General features: G+C 45.2%; 17 protein-coding genes, 1 tRNA gene and 1 other annotated feature. Of the genes, 14 read left to right on the top strand and 4 right to left on the bottom strand.

Going from position 1 to position 15,895, the window contains the following annotated elements; all coding sequences use genetic code 11:
* Positions 1 to 8: 8 nt before the first annotated feature.
* From trpD to trpA, 5 genes are read left to right on the top strand one after another with little or no spacing between them, the layout of a single operon-like run.
* Entirely contained in the window at positions 9 to 1,043 is a 1,035-nt protein-coding gene (trpD, locus tag IGI78_RS10020) for an anthranilate phosphoribosyltransferase (RefSeq protein WP_195264988.1), read from the top strand.
* A gap of 26 nt (positions 1,044 to 1,069) precedes the next feature.
* Complete coding sequence (trpC, locus tag IGI78_RS10015; protein ID WP_195264990.1) at positions 1,070 to 1,828, top strand: indole-3-glycerol phosphate synthase TrpC; 759 nt, start codon at positions 1,070 to 1,072, stop codon at positions 1,826 to 1,828.
* Positions 1,825 to 2,472, top strand: coding sequence for a phosphoribosylanthranilate isomerase (locus IGI78_RS10010; RefSeq protein WP_195264991.1), 648 nt, complete (start codon positions 1,825 to 1,827; stop codon positions 2,470 to 2,472). Before trpC ends, IGI78_RS10010 begins: the two co-directional genes overlap by 4 nt.
* Positions 2,469 to 3,662 carry a tryptophan synthase subunit beta gene (gene trpB / locus IGI78_RS10005; RefSeq protein ID WP_195264992.1) on the top strand — a complete coding sequence of 398 codons (1,194 nt, stop codon included), beginning with the start codon at positions 2,469 to 2,471 and terminating at the stop codon, positions 3,660 to 3,662. Before IGI78_RS10010 ends, trpB begins: the two co-directional genes overlap by 4 nt.
* Positions 3,659 to 4,435 (top strand): tryptophan synthase subunit alpha, encoded by a 777-nt coding sequence (gene trpA, locus IGI78_RS10000; RefSeq protein WP_195264993.1) that lies wholly within the window; start codon positions 3,659 to 3,661, stop codon positions 4,433 to 4,435. The genes trpB and trpA overlap by 4 nt, the downstream gene beginning before the upstream one ends.
* Before the next feature lie 148 nt (positions 4,436 to 4,583).
* On the opposite strand, the gene IGI78_RS09995 is transcribed toward trpA, so the two are convergent.
* From IGI78_RS09995 to IGI78_RS09985, 3 genes are all read right to left on the bottom strand, one after another.
* Positions 4,584 to 5,441 (bottom strand): PhzF family phenazine biosynthesis protein, encoded by an 858-nt coding sequence (locus IGI78_RS09995; RefSeq protein WP_195264994.1) that lies wholly within the window; start codon positions 5,439 to 5,441, stop codon positions 4,584 to 4,586.
* A 481-nt stretch (positions 5,442 to 5,922) separates the two neighbouring features.
* A tRNA-Arg gene (locus IGI78_RS09990) sits at positions 5,923 to 5,996 on the bottom strand.
* Positions 5,997 to 6,141: 145 nt separating this feature from the next.
* Positions 6,142 to 6,840 (bottom strand): O-methyltransferase, encoded by a 699-nt coding sequence (locus tag IGI78_RS09985; protein ID WP_195264995.1) that lies wholly within the window; start codon positions 6,838 to 6,840, stop codon positions 6,142 to 6,144.
* Between the two features lie 577 nt (positions 6,841 to 7,417).
* Between IGI78_RS09985 and IGI78_RS09980 the strand changes: the two genes are divergently transcribed.
* The 4 genes from IGI78_RS09980 to leuD are packed head-to-tail and all read left to right on the top strand — an operon-like array spanning position 7,418 to position 11,949.
* The gene (locus tag IGI78_RS09980) at positions 7,418 to 8,938 is read left to right on the top strand and encodes a 2-isopropylmalate synthase (RefSeq protein ID WP_195264996.1); all 1,521 of its coding nucleotides are present in this window, start codon (positions 7,418 to 7,420) and stop codon (positions 8,936 to 8,938) included.
* Complete coding sequence (gene leuB / locus IGI78_RS09975; RefSeq protein ID WP_195264997.1) at positions 8,935 to 9,999, top strand: 3-isopropylmalate dehydrogenase; 1,065 nt, start codon at positions 8,935 to 8,937, stop codon at positions 9,997 to 9,999. The genes IGI78_RS09980 and leuB overlap by 4 nt, the downstream gene beginning before the upstream one ends.
* Complete coding sequence (gene leuC, locus IGI78_RS09970; RefSeq protein ID WP_195264998.1) at positions 9,980 to 11,362, top strand: 3-isopropylmalate dehydratase large subunit; 1,383 nt, start codon at positions 9,980 to 9,982, stop codon at positions 11,360 to 11,362. The genes leuB and leuC overlap by 20 nt, the downstream gene beginning before the upstream one ends.
* Positions 11,362 to 11,949, top strand: coding sequence for a 3-isopropylmalate dehydratase small subunit (gene leuD, locus IGI78_RS09965; protein WP_140964934.1), 588 nt, complete (start codon positions 11,362 to 11,364; stop codon positions 11,947 to 11,949). Before leuC ends, leuD begins: the two co-directional genes overlap by 1 nt.
* Before the next feature lie 17 nt (positions 11,950 to 11,966).
* Here leuD and IGI78_RS09960 read toward each other — a convergent pair whose 3' ends face one another.
* Positions 11,967 to 12,620, bottom strand: coding sequence for a uracil-DNA glycosylase (locus tag IGI78_RS09960; RefSeq protein ID WP_081118056.1), 654 nt, complete (start codon positions 12,618 to 12,620; stop codon positions 11,967 to 11,969).
* A gap of 169 nt (positions 12,621 to 12,789) precedes the next feature.
* Positions 12,790 to 12,860, top strand: a sequence feature (ribosomal protein L21 leader region).
* 19 nt (positions 12,861 to 12,879) lie between these two features.
* On the opposite strand from IGI78_RS09960, the gene rplU reads away from it, so the two are divergent.
* From rplU to phnD, 5 genes are all read left to right on the top strand, one after another.
* Positions 12,880 to 13,188, top strand: coding sequence for a 50S ribosomal protein L21 (gene rplU, locus IGI78_RS09955; RefSeq protein WP_005225751.1), 309 nt, complete (start codon positions 12,880 to 12,882; stop codon positions 13,186 to 13,188).
* A gap of 26 nt (positions 13,189 to 13,214) precedes the next feature.
* Complete coding sequence (locus IGI78_RS09950) at positions 13,215 to 13,559, top strand: ribosomal-processing cysteine protease Prp (protein WP_005225752.1); 345 nt, start codon at positions 13,215 to 13,217, stop codon at positions 13,557 to 13,559.
* 12 nt (positions 13,560 to 13,571) lie between these two features.
* Positions 13,572 to 13,865 carry a 50S ribosomal protein L27 gene (gene rpmA / locus IGI78_RS09945; protein WP_003126181.1) on the top strand — a complete coding sequence of 98 codons (294 nt, stop codon included), beginning with the start codon at positions 13,572 to 13,574 and terminating at the stop codon, positions 13,863 to 13,865.
* A gap of 109 nt (positions 13,866 to 13,974) precedes the next feature.
* Positions 13,975 to 14,439 (top strand): GNAT family N-acetyltransferase, encoded by a 465-nt coding sequence (locus IGI78_RS09940; RefSeq protein ID WP_081118057.1) that lies wholly within the window; start codon positions 13,975 to 13,977, stop codon positions 14,437 to 14,439.
* Between the two features lie 460 nt (positions 14,440 to 14,899).
* The gene (gene phnD, locus IGI78_RS09935; RefSeq protein ID WP_195264999.1) at positions 14,900 to 15,835 is read left to right on the top strand and encodes a phosphate/phosphite/phosphonate ABC transporter substrate-binding protein; all 936 of its coding nucleotides are present in this window, start codon (positions 14,900 to 14,902) and stop codon (positions 15,833 to 15,835) included.
* Positions 15,836 to 15,895 lie beyond the last annotated feature (60 nt).

Here is a 15,895-nt window from a genome sequence, read left to right as displayed (position 1 = left end):
AATCGTAAATGCAAGCAATAAAAAAACAGCCGCCGCAACAAATCACTCAGCAATTATTTAATGGCCGTCATTTAAGTTATCAGGAGATGCGCCACTTTGCTCAAGGAATTTTAAGCGGGGTGTTTTCAGAAAGTCAATTGGGGGCAGCATTAGTTGCAATGAAGATCAACGGCATCACAGCTGCCGAATTGACTGCTTTAGCAGAAATTATGTTAGAGCATGCCGTGACCATTCCTTATGAAGGAGGAGACGCCATGGACAATTGCGGCACTGGCGGTGACCACTCTAATAGTTTTAATGTCTCTACTACGGCAGCCTTCGTTTTAGCAGCCGGGGGAATCACGATGGCAAAACACGGCAATCGCAGTATCTCTAGTCGTTCAGGCAGTGCCGATGTCTTAGCATGCTTGGGGGTGTCGATCCAAGCATCACCAGAAAAAATCGCTGAGCTATTGGCAACAGTCGGCATCGCTTTTCTCTTCGCCCCGTCGTTGCATCCGGGGATGAAAGCAGTGATGAAGATACGGCAAGAATTAGCAACACCAACGATTTTTAACTTACTCGGGCCCTTGATCAATCCTGTGCCATTGACCACTCAATTGATCGGTACCTACGCTGGTGAAAGTTTGGCAGACACTGCCCAAGCGTTAGGCAGTCTTGGTCGACAACGAGCAATGGTGATCCATGGATGCAATGGGATGGATGAAGCTAATTTGGCAGGTGAAACGGCGATCAGTTTTTATCACGAAGGAAAGGTAACGAATTTTTCTTTGGATCCGCAAACGTATGGCTTTACGTCAGCACCGATCAAGGCGATCGTTGGCGGGGATGCCGCTCAAAACGCCGCGATCTTTACAGCAGTTTTGAAAAATCAACCTTCCGTTTATCTAGAGACAGTGGTCTTAAATGCAGGCTTAGGCTTTTACGCCAACGGCAAAGCCGCCACCCTAGCGGAAGGCTTTGAGATGGCACGAGCGTGTATCGCTTCGGGCGCCGCCTACGACAAACTGCAGATGCTGATTCGTCAGTCAAATAGTCAATAACTACGAAAGTTGTAAGGAGGAGAAACATGGATTTTTTAGAAACGATCATCCAGAAAAAAGTTGAAGAAGTTGCCGCGATGCCACAAGAAACCGAAAAGGTCGTAGCGAAACGCCCATCATTTTATCAGCATGTCAAGGACCGACCACAGAAGATGCACCTTATTGCTGAAATCAAGCGTGCTTCACCCTCCAAAGGAGACATCAACCAAGGGATCGATCCTGTCGCTCAAGCGCAAGCGTATGAAGCTGCAGGTGTCAGCGGGATTTCCGTTTTGACCGACCAGCAGTTTTTTAAAGGCTCGCTGGCAGATCTTAAAGCAGTCAGCAAAGCCGTCTCGGTACCTATACTATGCAAAGACTTCATTATCGACAAAAAACAATTGATTCGCGCCAAAAATGCGGGTGCCAGTATCGTTTTATTGATCGTGGCTGCGTTGGAGCCAGCCCGTTTCGTCGCGCTGTATCAAGAAGCCGAAGCACTAGGGTTGGAAGTACTCGTTGAGACTCATAATGCGGCTGAATTTCAACAAGCCCAAGTAGTAGGTGCCAAAATTATCGGCGTCAACAATCGCGACCTAAAAACTTTTGACGTTTCCTTGGATATCAGTGTTGCTCTAGCGCCTCAGCCATCAGAGGCGATTTACATCAGTGAATCTGGTATTCGAACTGCCGCCGATGTGCTGCAGCTTGCACCGTTTTATCATGGAGTCCTCGTTGGAGAAACGTTGATGAGAAGCAATCGAATTGCTGAAACAGCGGCAGATTTGCAGGTGAGTCGACCATGACCAAAGTGAAAATTTGCGGACTCACCGAACGCTTCCATGTCGAAGCTGCCATCAATGCTGGAGCAGATTACCTTGGCTTTGTTTTTGCCGAAAGCCGCCGGAGAATCGATCCGACACAAGTCCGCAAGATAACGGAGCAAGTACCCCAAAATATAGGGAAAGTCGGAGTCTTCGTTTCTCCAAGTTTTGAAGAAGTGCAAGAGGCAATTCAAGCCACCCAGCTGACAGCGATTCAGCTCCATGGAAAGGTCCTGCCATCTTTGCAAACAGCCATTCAGAAGGGGGTTTTTGCTCATCAAAGGATCGCAGTGATCCAAGCCTTTGATGGAGAAGCAGATACTTTAGAACAAGATTTCCTAAGCTGCGATGCAGATTTTGGGTTATTGGACGCTCCAGTAAGAGATCACCCTTATGCTGGCGGCAACGGCCAATCCTTTGATTGGCAAAAAGCGGCGAGAAAACCGTTGCCGTTGTCTGAGCGATTTTTTATTGCTGGCGGTTTGCACGCGGAAAATGTAGAAGAGGCGATCCAACTTTTTAGGCCTTATGCTGTCGATGTTTCTTCAGGCGTGGAAACTCAGGGCAAGAAAGACAGTCGGAAAATCGAACAATTTATTTACTTAGTAAAGGAGAAGATAAAATGACCCAATACCCCACAGAAGCAGGATTTTATGGTTCTTTTGGCGGACAGTTTGTGCCAGAGACATTGATGTATGCTGTCAAGCAATTAGAAACTGTCTACCGTGAAGCACAAGCGGACGCAAGTTTTCAAGCAGAATTACAGGAATATTTGCAAGAGTATGTAGGAAGAGAAACACCTCTTTATCATGCACAGCGCTTGTCACAACACTTAGGCGGTGCCAAAATTTATCTGAAGCGAGAAGATTTGAATCATACGGGCGCCCATAAAATCAATAATGCACTTGGCCAAGTCTTATTAGCAAAACGGATGGGGAAAAAGAAAGTGGTAGCGGAGACCGGTGCTGGACAGCATGGCGTCGCCACCGCGACTGCGGCCGCGTTGTTCGGTATGGAATGCACGATTTTTATGGGCGCAGTAGATGTTCAGCGGCAAGCACTAAACGTCTTTCGAATGGAATTATTGGGAGCAAAAGTGGTTTCAGTCACTTCAGGCAATCAGACATTGAAAGATGCTGTCAATGAAGCGCTGCGCTACTGGGTCGCAACCGTCGAGGACACTCATTACGTGATGGGTTCCGTACTCGGTCCGCATCCTTTTCCAGAGATCGTTCGAGATTTTCAAAGTGTGATTGGCAGTGAGACACGGCGGCAACTATTAGAAAAAGAAGGACAACTGCCAACGACAGTCGTTGCGTGTGTTGGCGGCGGCAGCAATGCAATGGGGATGTTTTACCCTTTCATCAACGATCAGACCGTTCGTTTGATTGGCGTTGAAGCAGCTGGAAAAGGCGTGGATACTACCGAGCATGCGGCGACTTTAACGAAGGGCAGTATCGGTATTTTACATGGTACCAAAATGCATCTGCTACAAGACGATGATGGGCAAGTGATCGAACCCTATTCGATTTCAGCTGGTTTGGATTACCCAGGGGTCGGTCCCGAGCATTCTTATTTGAAGGAAATTGCACGCGCGGAGTATTTCGCGGTCACTGATGAAGAAGCTGTTGACGCCTTTTATCTCTTGTCTCAAATCGAAGGCATTATTCCCGCTTTGGAAAGTGCTCATGCCGTTGCCTATGCTTTAAAGTTAGCGCCAACAATGACAGCAGAAGAACGCTTAGTGGTCTGTTTGTCTGGGCGAGGGGACAAAGATGTTCAACAAATCAAAGATCGGAAAGGAGCAGCGAAATGACCAGCAAAACATTGACGATGAAACTAAAGGAGCGCCAAAAACAAGGCAAGCCACTGTTTGTCCCTTATATCATGGCGGGGGCCAACGGACTGGAACGCCTGCCGGCAGAAATCGAACTGTTGACGACACATGGCGCAGCCGCCATTGAAATCGGCGTGCCCTTTTCAGACCCAGTCGCAGATGGAGCGGTCATCCAAGCAGCTGGAATGCAGGCATTAGCCAATGGCACCACTTTAAAAAAGATCATTGCTGCGCTGCAAACCATCCATTCCGAGGTTCCACTGGTATTGATGGGGTATGCCAACTCATTCTTTCATTATGGCATTGAACAGCTAGCAAATGAATTAAAAACGACGGATGTGAAAGGGTTGATTATTCCAGATTTGCCCTTTGAACATCGATCGCTAGTAACGCCTACGTTTGATGCGGCGGATCTCGCGCTGATCACATTGGTTTCCTTGACCAGTCCGCCAGACAGAATTCAGACACTGATCGAAGAAGCGGAAGGATTCGTTTATGCTGTGACAGTGAACGGTGTCACTGGAGAAGATCGCCAATACAACAAACAGCTGGATCAGCATTTGCAAGCCATTTCGGAAAAAAGTCCGATTCCAGTACTAGCTGGTTTCGGGGTCTCGACCCATGCAGACGTGCAGCGCTTTGCCCAAGTGTGCGATGGGGTAGTGATCGGTTCAAAAATTGTAGCAGCGCTTCAAAACGAGCCACTGCCTAAAGTCAGTGAGCTGTTAGCAGAACTTGTTGGTAAGCCATAGAAAATCAATGTGAGGAAAGAACCCGATTTGGGTTCTTTTTTTTTGAGAAAACTAGTATTCGAGATATTGATGGGCTGCTATGGAAAAAAGAACGCGATCTGTGAAGAGAAAAAAAAGGCTGATGGAAGATCAGCCCAAATTACCATGATTATGCTAGTGTATCCGTGTCGATGGTGACTGTCTCGCAATAATGCCCTCTGCCCCCAACGTAAACACGTTGGATTTCCTTTCGCGAGGACGTAGCTAGTTTGACAAAGATTTCAGAAGGTTCACCTAAATTGCTGCCTTGCTCAAAGCGATACACTTCTTTTTCGAGAGCACACTTTTGATACAAGAAGCAAGCCAAAGCGGCATTGGAAGTTCCTGTGGCAGATTCTTCGTTGATGTCAAACAATGGGGCAAAGTTACGGCAAACGATTCGTTCTTTTTCCATTGCATATAAGTGCATGCCAACTACTTGTTGAAGCGCACTTACTTTTTTTATTTCCTCAAAATCAGGTACAACTTGCTGTAACTGCGCCGTTGTTTTGATTGGAACAAGGATATCCTTTAATCCAGTCGAAACGATTTGAATAGGAATTTGATCATTGATAGCATTGGTATCGAAACAGTCAGCTAATTGTTCTAGTGAAAGCACATCTGAAAACAGCGGTTTGTTCTGTTCCATGAAAACAACACCGTCTTTGATGGTGATCGACAAACGTCCGGCGTTGGTGTCGATGCGATACTGTTGCTTGGAAAGTTTGTTTAGATACGATAATAGGGCAAAGGAAGCAATTGTTGCATGTCCGCATAAGTCAACTTCTTCTTTTGGCGTAAAATAGTCAAATCGGAAATCGGCCTGCGGGGCTTTCGATAAAAAAGCTGTTTCTGAAAAGCCTAACTCTTTTGCGACGGCTAACTTTTGTTGTGGCGTAAGGGGCTGTTCCAGCAGAACGACTCCAGCCTTGTTGCCACCCGTTTGGTTTTTACTAAACCCGCTTGCGATATGTACCGTTATCTCCATAGGACACCTGCTTTCTTTATTCTTGTCAAGCATAGCATAATTTTTGTAGGGGGAGGATAAGAAAGGGATTGGGTAAGCGATTAATCATGAAGAGCCGATGAAATGAAAAAACATGGGTGTTCAAAGAGTGCGGTATTTAAGCATACTATAGCAAAAACGTTTCTTTGAGCATTCCAACCTTTCTCGTCAACGATTATCTTATAGGTACCAGTGAATATTTTAGATATAAAAAAAGCAAATGAGAACGCAGCATCTTTGTTGCTTTCTCATTTACTTAAATCGTTTGGTAAAAAGCGTTGAGGTTATGCTAAAATCATTGCTGCATAAAAAAATGATAACCTTACTGCGAGGCGGAAAAAGTTTAACTTTGATTGTAAACTTTCAATATTGCTATGGCAAAAAATCTAAATCAATTTGGCACACATTTGGCACAAGAACAAACAAAAACCGCCAAGAACAAGGGTTCTCGACGGTTAAATAACGTTCCAGGAGGGATTCGAACCCCCGACCGTTCGCTTAGAAGGCGAATGCTCTATCCGGCTGAGCTACTGGAACAAATAATTTTCAGCGAATGCTCACTTCGCCTAAGCTGTTGAAATCAATCAGCAACAAATAACATTATAGAAAAAGGGCGCAGCAATGTCAATCGCTTTTCGCCCTTTTCTTATTTTTTCTTTGGAAAAAGGAAGCGCAGCTGCCCTCAACCTTTCTCAGGTTCCTCAAGTATTACGCTATCGGCTTCTTTCGTAATGAGAATCACGCCATCTCCTAAAGGGACGAGGGTGGAGGTCAACTGAGGATGGTTCATCACGGTATCCAAGAAAAGATTCAATTTACGATGGATCGCTCGCTGGTTGCGCGGGATTTCTTCGATGGGTTGTAGAATCGTTCCAGCTTGAAACACGTCATCCACCATCAGCACACCGCCTTTACGTAATAGACGCAGACATTCTGGTAAAAATTCAATGTATTTCGATTTGGCGCTGTCCATGAAGATAAAATCATAAGGGCCACTCAATGTAGGCAGGACGTCTGCCGCTTGTCCTTCTAAGAGCGTGATTTTGTCTTCATTTCCTAAGCGAGCATAGGTTTCTTTGGCTCTGCGGATCATGACGTCAAAGCGATCGATCGTTGTGACATGCCCCTCTTTCACACATTGTGCCATCAAGCTTGAAGAAAAACCGATCGCTGTGCCGATCTCAAGGATTTCTTTTGGCTGAAGCTGTCCCAATAAAAACTGCAAAAATACCACAGTTTCATGTGGGATGATTGGCACTTCTTTTTCATGAGCGGCTTGCTCGATTTCACCAAGTTCGCCGGGTAATTGTTTTTGTTTTTCACGCATAAACGCCACTAGTTCTGGTTTGACTACTGGACGATGCATCATTTCGTTGCGCATCTTCATCCTCCTAATTTATCGTTGCCCCTTATTATACGAATAACTTACCTTAAGTTCAATCTTTTCGAGTCTTTGGGAACAACAAAAAAACCAGTCATACGACTGGCAGGATAAAGGGGTGAAAAAATATTTTTGGGATATTTCTATCATAACGGTGCTATGTGGAGTTTTGGTTAAAATCCTGTGAAGATCTCGTCAGGTTCTGCTTAAATTTTCATCAAGGAAGAAAAGCAACCCATCATCTGGGTGAAAACGAACTTTTTATCGAAATATTCAGAAAATTCAGGGAAAAGTGTTGACAGAGGAACCTGCTGTTTGGTATCTTCATAACAAGATAAAAAAAGTGATAGGTGACGACGATGGATAAACGATTGAAACAAACAGCAGCATTTTTATTATTATTATCGTAAGGACTCTTTTTCTATGACCCGCCTTTTTAAGGCATCATTTGAAGAGTCCTATTCGCATTGCATGAAGGAAACCCTTTATGGAGTGCTTTTTTTATACCATTTTTTCAATGGTGTTTGAATGATATCGAGCCAATCGTGCATCTACAAAAGCTTAGGAGGAACTAGTGATGAGAAAAATCCAGTTTTTTGATACGACATTGAGAGACGGTGAACAGACCCCGGGCGTCAACTTCAATACAAAAGAGAAGGTTCAACTGGCGCTGCAATTAGAAAAATGGGGGATCGATACGATCGAAGCAGGCTTTCCGATTGCATCAGAAGGAGACTTTCAAGCAGTCCAAGCGATTGCTGGGGCGGTGACGAAAATGACCGTTGCAGGACTTGCCCGTTGTCAGAAAAAAGACATTGATCGTGCCTATGAAGCTCTTCATCAAGCCATCGATCCCCAGATCCATGTCTTTCTAGCAACGAGTGAGGTGCATCGCCAGTACAAGCTGAATATGACGAAAGTAGAAGTACTCGCTTCCATCAAAGAACATGTGGCTTATGCCCGTGAACGCTTTGAAAAAGTTCAATTTTCGCCAGAAGATGCCACCCGCACCGACAAGGCCTTCTTGCTTGAGGCGGTTCAAACAGCGATTGATGCCGGCGCGACGATCATCAATGTGCCCGATACAGTAGGGTTTACCAATCCTACGGAATATGGTGCGCTTTTTGCCTATTTGATCGCCAATATCAAGAGTGAGCAGCCGATCATTTTTTCTTCCCATTGTCATGATGACTTGGGAATGGCGACAGCCAATGCGCTGGCAGCTATCGAAAATGGTGCTGATCGGGTGGAAGGAACGATCAACGGGATCGGCGAACGAGCGGGCAATACCGCACTAGAAGAAGTGGCGCTGGCGTTGCATATTCGCAATGATTTCTATCAGGCTACCTCCAACATCAAGTTAAACGAAACAAAACGCACCAGCGATCTGGTGGCACGTTTGTCTGGGATCACGGTACCGAAAAACAAAGCGATCGTCGGCGGCAATGCCTATGCTCATGAATCTGGGATTCATCAAGATGGCGTCTTGAAAAATCCTGAGACCTACGAAATTATTACCCCACAGTTGGTGGGGGTAGAAACTAACTCGTTGCCTTTAGGCAAACTTTCTGGCCGCCATGCGTTTATCGATAAAATGCAGCAACTGGGCTACCAGTTTGACCAAGAAGAAACCAACGAATTGTTTAAACGCTTCAAAGAATTGGCAGATAAAAAGAAGCAAGTGACCGAACAAGATTTGCTGGCTTTGATGGCCGATCAAGGCCGCAGCCAAGAAGGCGGCTGCGAGTTGGACGCCGTTCAGCTACAATACGTGTCCAATGGCCATCAAGGAGCGGTGGTTTCTATCATCAAAGACGAGGAAAAACAAGTGGCATCAGCTATCGGTGCCGGCAGTATCCAAGCAATCTACAACTCGATCGATCAGATTTTCCAGCAGCAGCCGAAGCTGTTGAACTATGAGATCACTGCCTTGACCAGTGGGGAAGATGCGCAAGCGGAAGTGCACGTGGTTATTGAATGCCAGGAAACCAATGAAAAAATCAGCGGGATCGGCTTAGACTTTGATGTCTTGCAGGCGTCAGCCAAAGCTTATGTGCAGGCCAGCGCTGCATTGAAGAAACGAGGTGTCCTTGTTTGAAAAAGATCGTTGTTTTAGCAGGAGATGGCATTGGACCAGAAATTATGGATAGTGCCCTTGCGGTATTGAAAGAGGCTTGTCCAGACCATCTTCAACGCTTTCATTTTGACCAGCGGCCATTTGGTGGTGCGGCGCTGGCACTTACTGGAGAGCCATTGCCGCAAGAAACACTACAAGCTTGCCAGCAGGCGGATGCGATCCTTTTAGGAGCCATTGGTGATCCAGTTTGGGAAAACGCACCGACAACACCCGAGAAAGGACTTTTGAATCTGCGTCAAGCATTAGGGCTATACGCCAATATTCGACCCATCAAAGTAGTTGATGCGGTGATTGCTTTGTCTCCCATCAAAGAAGCGATCCTTCGGGGGACAGATTTTGTCATCGTTCGTGAGTTGACTGGTGGTATCTATTTTGGCGAAAAAGCAGAAAAACCTGAAGAAGCCTACGACATCAATCATTATCATCAAGCAGAGATTCGACGGATTTTGCGTAAAGCCTTTGAGATCGCCCGCACGCGGAAGAAGCGGGTTCTCTCTGTCGATAAAGCAAATGTGTTGGCGACTAGCCGACTTTGGCGCCGATTAGCGGAAGAAATAGCACAAGAATTTCCAGATTGTCAGTTGACTCATCAATATGTTGATTCCGCCGCTATGAAAATCATCCAAAATCCCAAAGACTTTGATGTAATCGTGACAGAAAATCTCTTTGGCGACATTTTAAGTGATGAAGCCTCGGTTTTGCCAGGGTCATTAGGAGTGCTGCCTAGCGCAAGTCATGGCGCAGAAGGGGTTTCTTTATATGAACCGATTCATGGCTCGGCACCGGATATTGCTGGGCAAAATTGCGCCAATCCGGTTTCCATGATTTTGTCTGTCGTCATGATGCTAAGAGAGTCCTTTCAAGAGGAAGAGCTGGCGGATACCATCGAAAGTGCTTGTTACGAGGTAATGGATGCGGGGATCTTGACCCGCGATTTAGGTGGTACGGCAACGACAACTGCCTTTACAGAAGCGGTTATTGCACAGTTAGGAGTGAGCAATTATGGGGAAAACGCTGTTTGATAAACTATGGGATCGGCATGTCATCACAGGAGAAGAAGGGCAGGCGCAGCTGCTTTACGTCGATCTGCATATGATCCATGAAGTGACGACACCGCAAGCCTTTGAAGGGTTGCGGCAAGCGGGACGGACCGTCCGTTGTCCCGAAAAAACCTTCGCAACGATGGATCATAATGTGCCTACCAAAGATATTTTTACTATCACCGATCTGGTTGCAAAAAAGCAAATGGATACGTTACGTAAAAACTGTCATGATTTTGGGATCGAATTGTGTGACAATGGCTCTGCCAACCAAGGAATTGTCCATATGGTTGGCCCAGAAGTAGGCTTGACGCAACCAGGAAAAACGATCGTTTGCGGTGATTCCCATACTGCCACCCATGGCGCTTTCGGCGCGATCGCGTTTGGGATCGGTACGAGTGAAGTGGAGCATGTCTTTGCGACACAGACGATTTGGCAGACAAAACCGAAACGGATGGGCGTTGAGATCACAGGTCACCTGCAGCCGGGGGTGTACGCCAAAGATATTATTTTGGCATTGATTGCGACCCATGGCACTGATTTTGGTGGCGGCTATGCCGTAGAATTCTTTGGCGAAACGATCCGTAGCCTGACGATGGAAGAACGCATGACGATTTGCAATATGTCGATCGAAGGTGGGGCGAAAATGGGCTTGATCGCACCTGATGAAACGACCTTTGCTTATGTGAAGGATCGACGCTTTGCGCCGGAAGCGTTTGCCAGTGCGGTGGCTGATTGGCAAACCCTTTATACCGATGAAGATGCCAATTATGATGCCCTGATCACCTTAGACGCAGCAACCTTAGAACCTTACATCACTTGGGGAACCAATCCAGAAATGGGGGTACCGGTCAGCGAAGCGTTTCCTGAAGTGCGGGATCACAATGATCAGCAAGCCTATGAATATATGGCGCTGCAACCTGGACAGACAGCTGCTGATATCCCCATTGAATACATTTTTATTGGATCGTGTACCAATGGTCGTTTGTCTGATCTGCAAGAGGCAGCGGCGATTTTGAAAGGTCAAACCATCAAAGAAGGGGTCACTGGTATTATCGTTCCTGGTTCACGCCCTGTTCGTAAAGCAGCGGAAGCGATCGGTTTAGACAAAGTCTTTATTGAGGCTGGTTTTGAATGGCGAGAGCCTGGCTGTTCCATGTGCTTAGGAATGAATCCTGATAAAGTACCAGAAGGCGTCCACTGTGCCTCCACGTCAAATCGGAATTTTGTTGGACGGCAAGGGAAAAACGCGCGGACGCACCTCTGTAGTCCAGCGATGGCAGCAGCAGCTGCGATTCATGGTCGTTTTGTCGATGTCCGAGAAGTGGTTGGAGGTGTTGGTTAATGGAAGCTTTTACGCAATTTGAAGGTACGACGCTGCCTTTGATGAATGACAATATTGATACCGATCAAATCCTACCGAAAAATTATTTGAAGCGCGTCGAAAAAACGGGCTTTGGCGAATTTTTATTTGACGATTGGCGCTATTTACCGCAACGCAAGCCTAATCCAGCATTTATCTTGAATGATCCAGCATATCAGACCGCTCAAATCCTCATCACTGGTGATAATTTTGGTTCTGGCTCTTCTCGAGAGCATGCGGCTTGGGCGCTGTTGGATTACGGCTTCAAAGCCGTGATTGCTGGTAGCTTCGGTGATATTTTCTATATGAATGCCACCAAAAATGGGCTACTGCCGATCGAGCTGCCATTGACTGTTCGCCAAAGGATCGCTTCGCTGCCTGCTTCTGAAAAAATCAGCATCGACTTGCCGAGGCAATGTGTGACCGTTGCCGGGGAGGAGCATTTCTTTGCAATCGATGCTACCTGGAAACACAAATTGATCCACGGTCTCGATGAAATCAGTATCACCTTGCAGGAAGAGGCGAAAATCACCGCCTATGAGCAGACGATTCCAGCGTATTGGCAATAGGGCTAGGGGACTGGTCGTTATTCGTCGGCTGTTATTTGTGAGAGAATGTTTCTTAACCCTCGCCAATCAGCTTCGATTTGCGGAGTCAACGTTCGATTGTAAAAGATCGCAGCGGGATGATACATCGGCACGATCAAATATTCTTTTTCCGACCATTGATAGCCATCCTTTGTCGGATTGCTTTCTTGTATTTTGGAACGGATCACTTCGCCATGGTGGTCTTTGATATAATAGGCGTTGCCTAATAATCGCTGCAGTCCGATATTGCCAACAGTTGCAATGACGGGCGGATCTACAACGGACAACTCGTAGTCAAGCAGCGGTGCGTGTAGCAAGACTTCTTTTTTGGTAGGTGTACGATTGGGATGGACGATCTCATGGGCACCGCTGCGCTTGTTGATCCGTTCTTTGACGGAATATGGGCGGCTGCGGACAGCGCTAGTGATGTAGACATCCTCACGGGTCAAACCGGCTAAAGCCAACGATTTCATCAATTCTTTTCCTGCTTGTCCGCTAAAAGGAATAAAATTCTCGATTTCGGTTCGACCAGGGGCTTCACCAACGATCATCAGTTTTGGCTGCAGCGGTCCTTGACCGGGAACAAATCCTTCCAATGGATAATTGCGGGACGCCTGTTGAACGGCAATGGCTAATTCTTTGGGGTATTGCATGAAAACTCCTCCAATTCTGTTTCACTTGTGCTCTTTCTTCTATAGTAATAGAAAATAAAAAATGCACAAAAGGAAATGACTAGTAGCAAAAGAATTCTGTCTTTTCCCTAATTAGTGATTGACTTTAGGAAAACATTTTGATAAAGTTAATCTGTTGTAATTGTGGACTCCACAGCTACAACCGCACAGAACAAGTAGTAAGTACGAAAGTCACTTGGGATGGCGAGTCTAAGTATATTATAAGGAGGTGCTGTAGAGCATGTACGCAATTATCAAAACTGGTGGGAAACAAGTAAAAGTTGAAGTGGGTCAAGCAATCTACGTTGAAAAATTAGACGTTGAAGCTGGACAAAAGGTTACTTTTGATGAAGTTATCTTAGTAGGTGGCGAATCAACAAAAGTAGGTGCCCCAATCGTTGCAGGAGCAACTGTTGAAGGGACTGTTGAAAAACACGGCAAACAAAAGAAAGTCGTAACTTTCAAATACAAACCTAAAAAACATTCACACCGTAAACAAGGTCACCGTCAACCTTACACAAAAGTTGTTATTGACGCGATCAACGCTTAATTCTTACGAAAAGCAGGGTAACGAATATGATCAAAGGGACATTCAAACGAAATGACTCTGGTCGGATTGTTTCTTTTGAACTGGCTGGACACGCACAAGCAGGAGAATACGGCAAAGACATCGTCTGTGCTGCAGCATCCGCTTTAGCGATCAGTGCAGTCAATGGGATCGATGCTTTGGCTGGCGTTGCGCCAAAAGTTGAAGCAGATAACGAAAATGGTGGGTACTTATTAGTCACACTGCCTTCTCGTTTGACCCAAGAGCAGTCGAATATCGCACAAATTCTTTTAGAGAATTTGTTGATCGGCTTGCAATCAGTTCAAGAAGAGTACAACGATTATATCCAAATCAAAACTACTAAAGAAAACTAGGAGGTGCATCTCATGTTGATGAAAATGAATTTGCAATTCTTCGCTCACAAAAAAGGTGGGGGTTCTACTTCTAACGGACGTGACTCTCAATCAAAACGTTTAGGTGCGAAACGTGCTGACGGTCAAACCGTTTCAGGGGGATCAATCCTTTATCGCCAACGCGGTACTAAAATTTACCCAGGGGTAAACGTAGGTATCGGTGGAGATGATACATTGTTTGCAAAAGTTGACGGCGTTGTTCGTTTCGAACGTAAAGGCCGCGACAAAAAACAAGTATCTGTTTATCCAGTAGCGCAAGAAGCATAAGAAAATGACATCCAGATTACGTAAAAGTAACCTGGGTGTTTTTTTATACATCAATGAAACCGTTTTAACAAAATAGTCAATATTAATGACTTTTAAAAGGAGCGAAGCAATGATTCAATTAAAAGAAATCACGAAGGAAAACTATCGTGCGTGTATGAATTTGAAGACAACGAAGGAGCAAGAAGACTTTGTTGCGCCCAATTGGTACTCAATGTTAGAGGCGATCTATGAGGAACCTCGTCAGGCATTTGCCCTATACAATGGTGAGGAAATGGTCGGCTTTATCCTATTTAGTTTTTACGAGGCGGATGAGGATTATCCAAAAGCTTCGTGGTGGATCGAGCGGTTTATGATCGCAGAAAAATTCCAAAATCAAGGGTTAGGCACTCAGGCGTTTCTTGCTGGGTTAGATTGGTTCAAAACCCATATCCAAGCGCAAGAATTAAGGATCTCCGCTGTGGATGGCAACGAGATCGCAACGAAGCTTTACGAACGCAATGGCTTTGTTTTGACGGGTGAAATGATTGAGAACGAGCATGTACTCTTGTTGCAGCTGCCAACGGATCAAGGGTAAATGACTCTTTTTACAGTAAGAGAATGAGGTCAAAAGCAGAGGTTCTTAAGGGAATCCTCTGTTTTTTTTGTGTTGTTTCGTTAAAAAAAGTGTGCGGTCATCTTCTGGTTAGACGTTTTAAGAAATTTTGTGCACTTAGGGCAAGAATTGCAAGTATATCCATGCTTTGTTCTTCACAAAGTTCCTTTTGCGATTAACGGAATCTTTACACGTTGATAACATAAACCTTATATTCATTTGATACTCTGAGGAAGTAGAACAAATGGAAAGAAACTTTCGAAAAACGTTAATTATTGAGAATGTGCTCACGAATGATTTCTGTCAAAACACGAACATTATCAAAAAAGAAAACGTTCGTAATTCGAAAAAGATTGTTTTTAATTCGTTGGTTTTTTATAATCAAAAAGGAAAGTTCGGAATTCCATGAGTTCGATTTTTTTAATGAAAAGGAGAAAAAGTGATGAAAGTTTGGAAGAAAACGGCAATGTTTGGTTTAGGTTTGGTGGCGGCAGTTACGCTGGCGGCATGTGGCTCAGGTGGAACAAGCACTGACTCGGCGGCTGAGGAAGCAGGATATGTACCAGAAAAGTTGACCGTTCAATTTGTCCCATCACAAGCAGCAGAAACATTAGAAGCAAAAGCAAAACCACTTGAGCAATTATTAAGTGATGAATTGGGGATTCCAGTCACAGTGAGTGTTTCCACTGACTACAATACAATCGTTGAAGCAATGGCTTCGAAACAAGTAGATGTCGGCTTTTTACCACCGAATGCCTACGTTTTAGCAAATGAACAAAGCAATGTTAAGGTACTGTTGCAAGCGCAGCGTTATGGCATCAAGCAGCCTGGTGGCGAATCAACGGATGAATTGGTTGATAGCTATCGTTCAATGATCGTCGTAAAAAGCGGCAGTGACATCAAAGAGTTGGAAGATTTAAAAGGCAAAACGATTGCCACGCAAGATGTTACTTCTTCTGCCGGTTATGTTTGGCCAGTAGCAGAAATGAAAAAAGCAGGCATCGATATCAATACGGATGTGACGACTGTTCAAGTCAAAGGCCATGACCAAGCGGTCTTATCTGTCTTGAATGGCGACGTTGACGCGGCCTTCGTTTTTGAAGATGCCCGTAACACGGTCAAAAATGATTACCCTGAAATTATGGATGAGGTAGAGCCAATGTACTTTACCGAACCGATCCCGAACGATACGATCAGTGTTCGCAGCGATATGAGTGAAGAGTGGGACAAAAAAATCCAAGATGCCTTTATCGCGATCGGAAAAGATGAAGAAGGAAAACAAATCATCTCTGATATTTACTCGCATGAAGGATACGTTGTTTCACAAGACAGCAATTTCGACATTGTAAGAGAGTATGCGGAACAAGTCGGACAATAATAGATGAATAGATCGGGAGGGTACCGGTACTTGAGGTACCCTTTTCGAATGGACAGCAAT

Origin of the sequence: Enterococcus sp. DIV1767, assembly GCF_050542585.1 — a bacterium.
Taxonomy (GTDB): domain Bacteria; phylum Bacillota; class Bacilli; order Lactobacillales; family Enterococcaceae; genus Enterococcus_D; species Enterococcus_D innesii.
Note: the sequence above shows the minus strand (reverse complement) of the source record. Positions and strands in the feature narration are given on the sequence as shown.

Excerpts from the sequence above, each read along its gene's own strand:
- trpD (WP_195264988.1), top strand. The coding sequence starts at position 9 with ATGCAAGCAATAAAAAAACAGCCGCCGCAACAAATCACTCAGCAATTA.
- trpC (WP_195264990.1), top strand. The coding sequence starts at position 1,070 with ATGGATTTTTTAGAAACGATCATCCAGAAAAAAGTTGAAGAAGTTGCC.
- IGI78_RS10010 (WP_195264991.1), top strand. The coding sequence starts at position 1,825 with ATGACCAAAGTGAAAATTTGCGGACTCACCGAACGCTTCCATGTCGAA.
- trpB (WP_195264992.1), top strand. The coding sequence starts at position 2,469 with ATGACCCAATACCCCACAGAAGCAGGATTTTATGGTTCTTTTGGCGGA.
- trpA (WP_195264993.1), top strand. The coding sequence starts at position 3,659 with ATGACCAGCAAAACATTGACGATGAAACTAAAGGAGCGCCAAAAACAA.
- IGI78_RS09995 (WP_195264994.1), bottom strand. The coding sequence starts at position 5,441 with ATGGAGATAACGGTACATATCGCAAGCGGGTTTAGTAAAAACCAAACG.
- IGI78_RS09985 (WP_195264995.1), bottom strand. The coding sequence starts at position 6,840 with ATGCGCAACGAAATGATGCATCGTCCAGTAGTCAAACCAGAACTAGTG.
- IGI78_RS09980 (WP_195264996.1), top strand. The coding sequence starts at position 7,418 with ATGAGAAAAATCCAGTTTTTTGATACGACATTGAGAGACGGTGAACAG.
- leuC (WP_195264998.1), top strand. The coding sequence starts at position 9,980 with ATGGGGAAAACGCTGTTTGATAAACTATGGGATCGGCATGTCATCACA.
- leuD (WP_140964934.1), top strand. The coding sequence starts at position 11,362 with ATGGAAGCTTTTACGCAATTTGAAGGTACGACGCTGCCTTTGATGAAT.
- IGI78_RS09960 (WP_081118056.1), bottom strand. The coding sequence starts at position 12,620 with ATGCAATACCCCAAAGAATTAGCCATTGCCGTTCAACAGGCGTCCCGC.
- rplU (WP_005225751.1), top strand. The coding sequence starts at position 12,880 with ATGTACGCAATTATCAAAACTGGTGGGAAACAAGTAAAAGTTGAAGTG.
- IGI78_RS09950 (WP_005225752.1), top strand. The coding sequence starts at position 13,215 with ATGATCAAAGGGACATTCAAACGAAATGACTCTGGTCGGATTGTTTCT.
- rpmA (WP_003126181.1), top strand. The coding sequence starts at position 13,572 with ATGTTGATGAAAATGAATTTGCAATTCTTCGCTCACAAAAAAGGTGGG.
- IGI78_RS09940 (WP_081118057.1), top strand. The coding sequence starts at position 13,975 with ATGATTCAATTAAAAGAAATCACGAAGGAAAACTATCGTGCGTGTATG.
- phnD (WP_195264999.1), top strand. The coding sequence starts at position 14,900 with ATGAAAGTTTGGAAGAAAACGGCAATGTTTGGTTTAGGTTTGGTGGCG.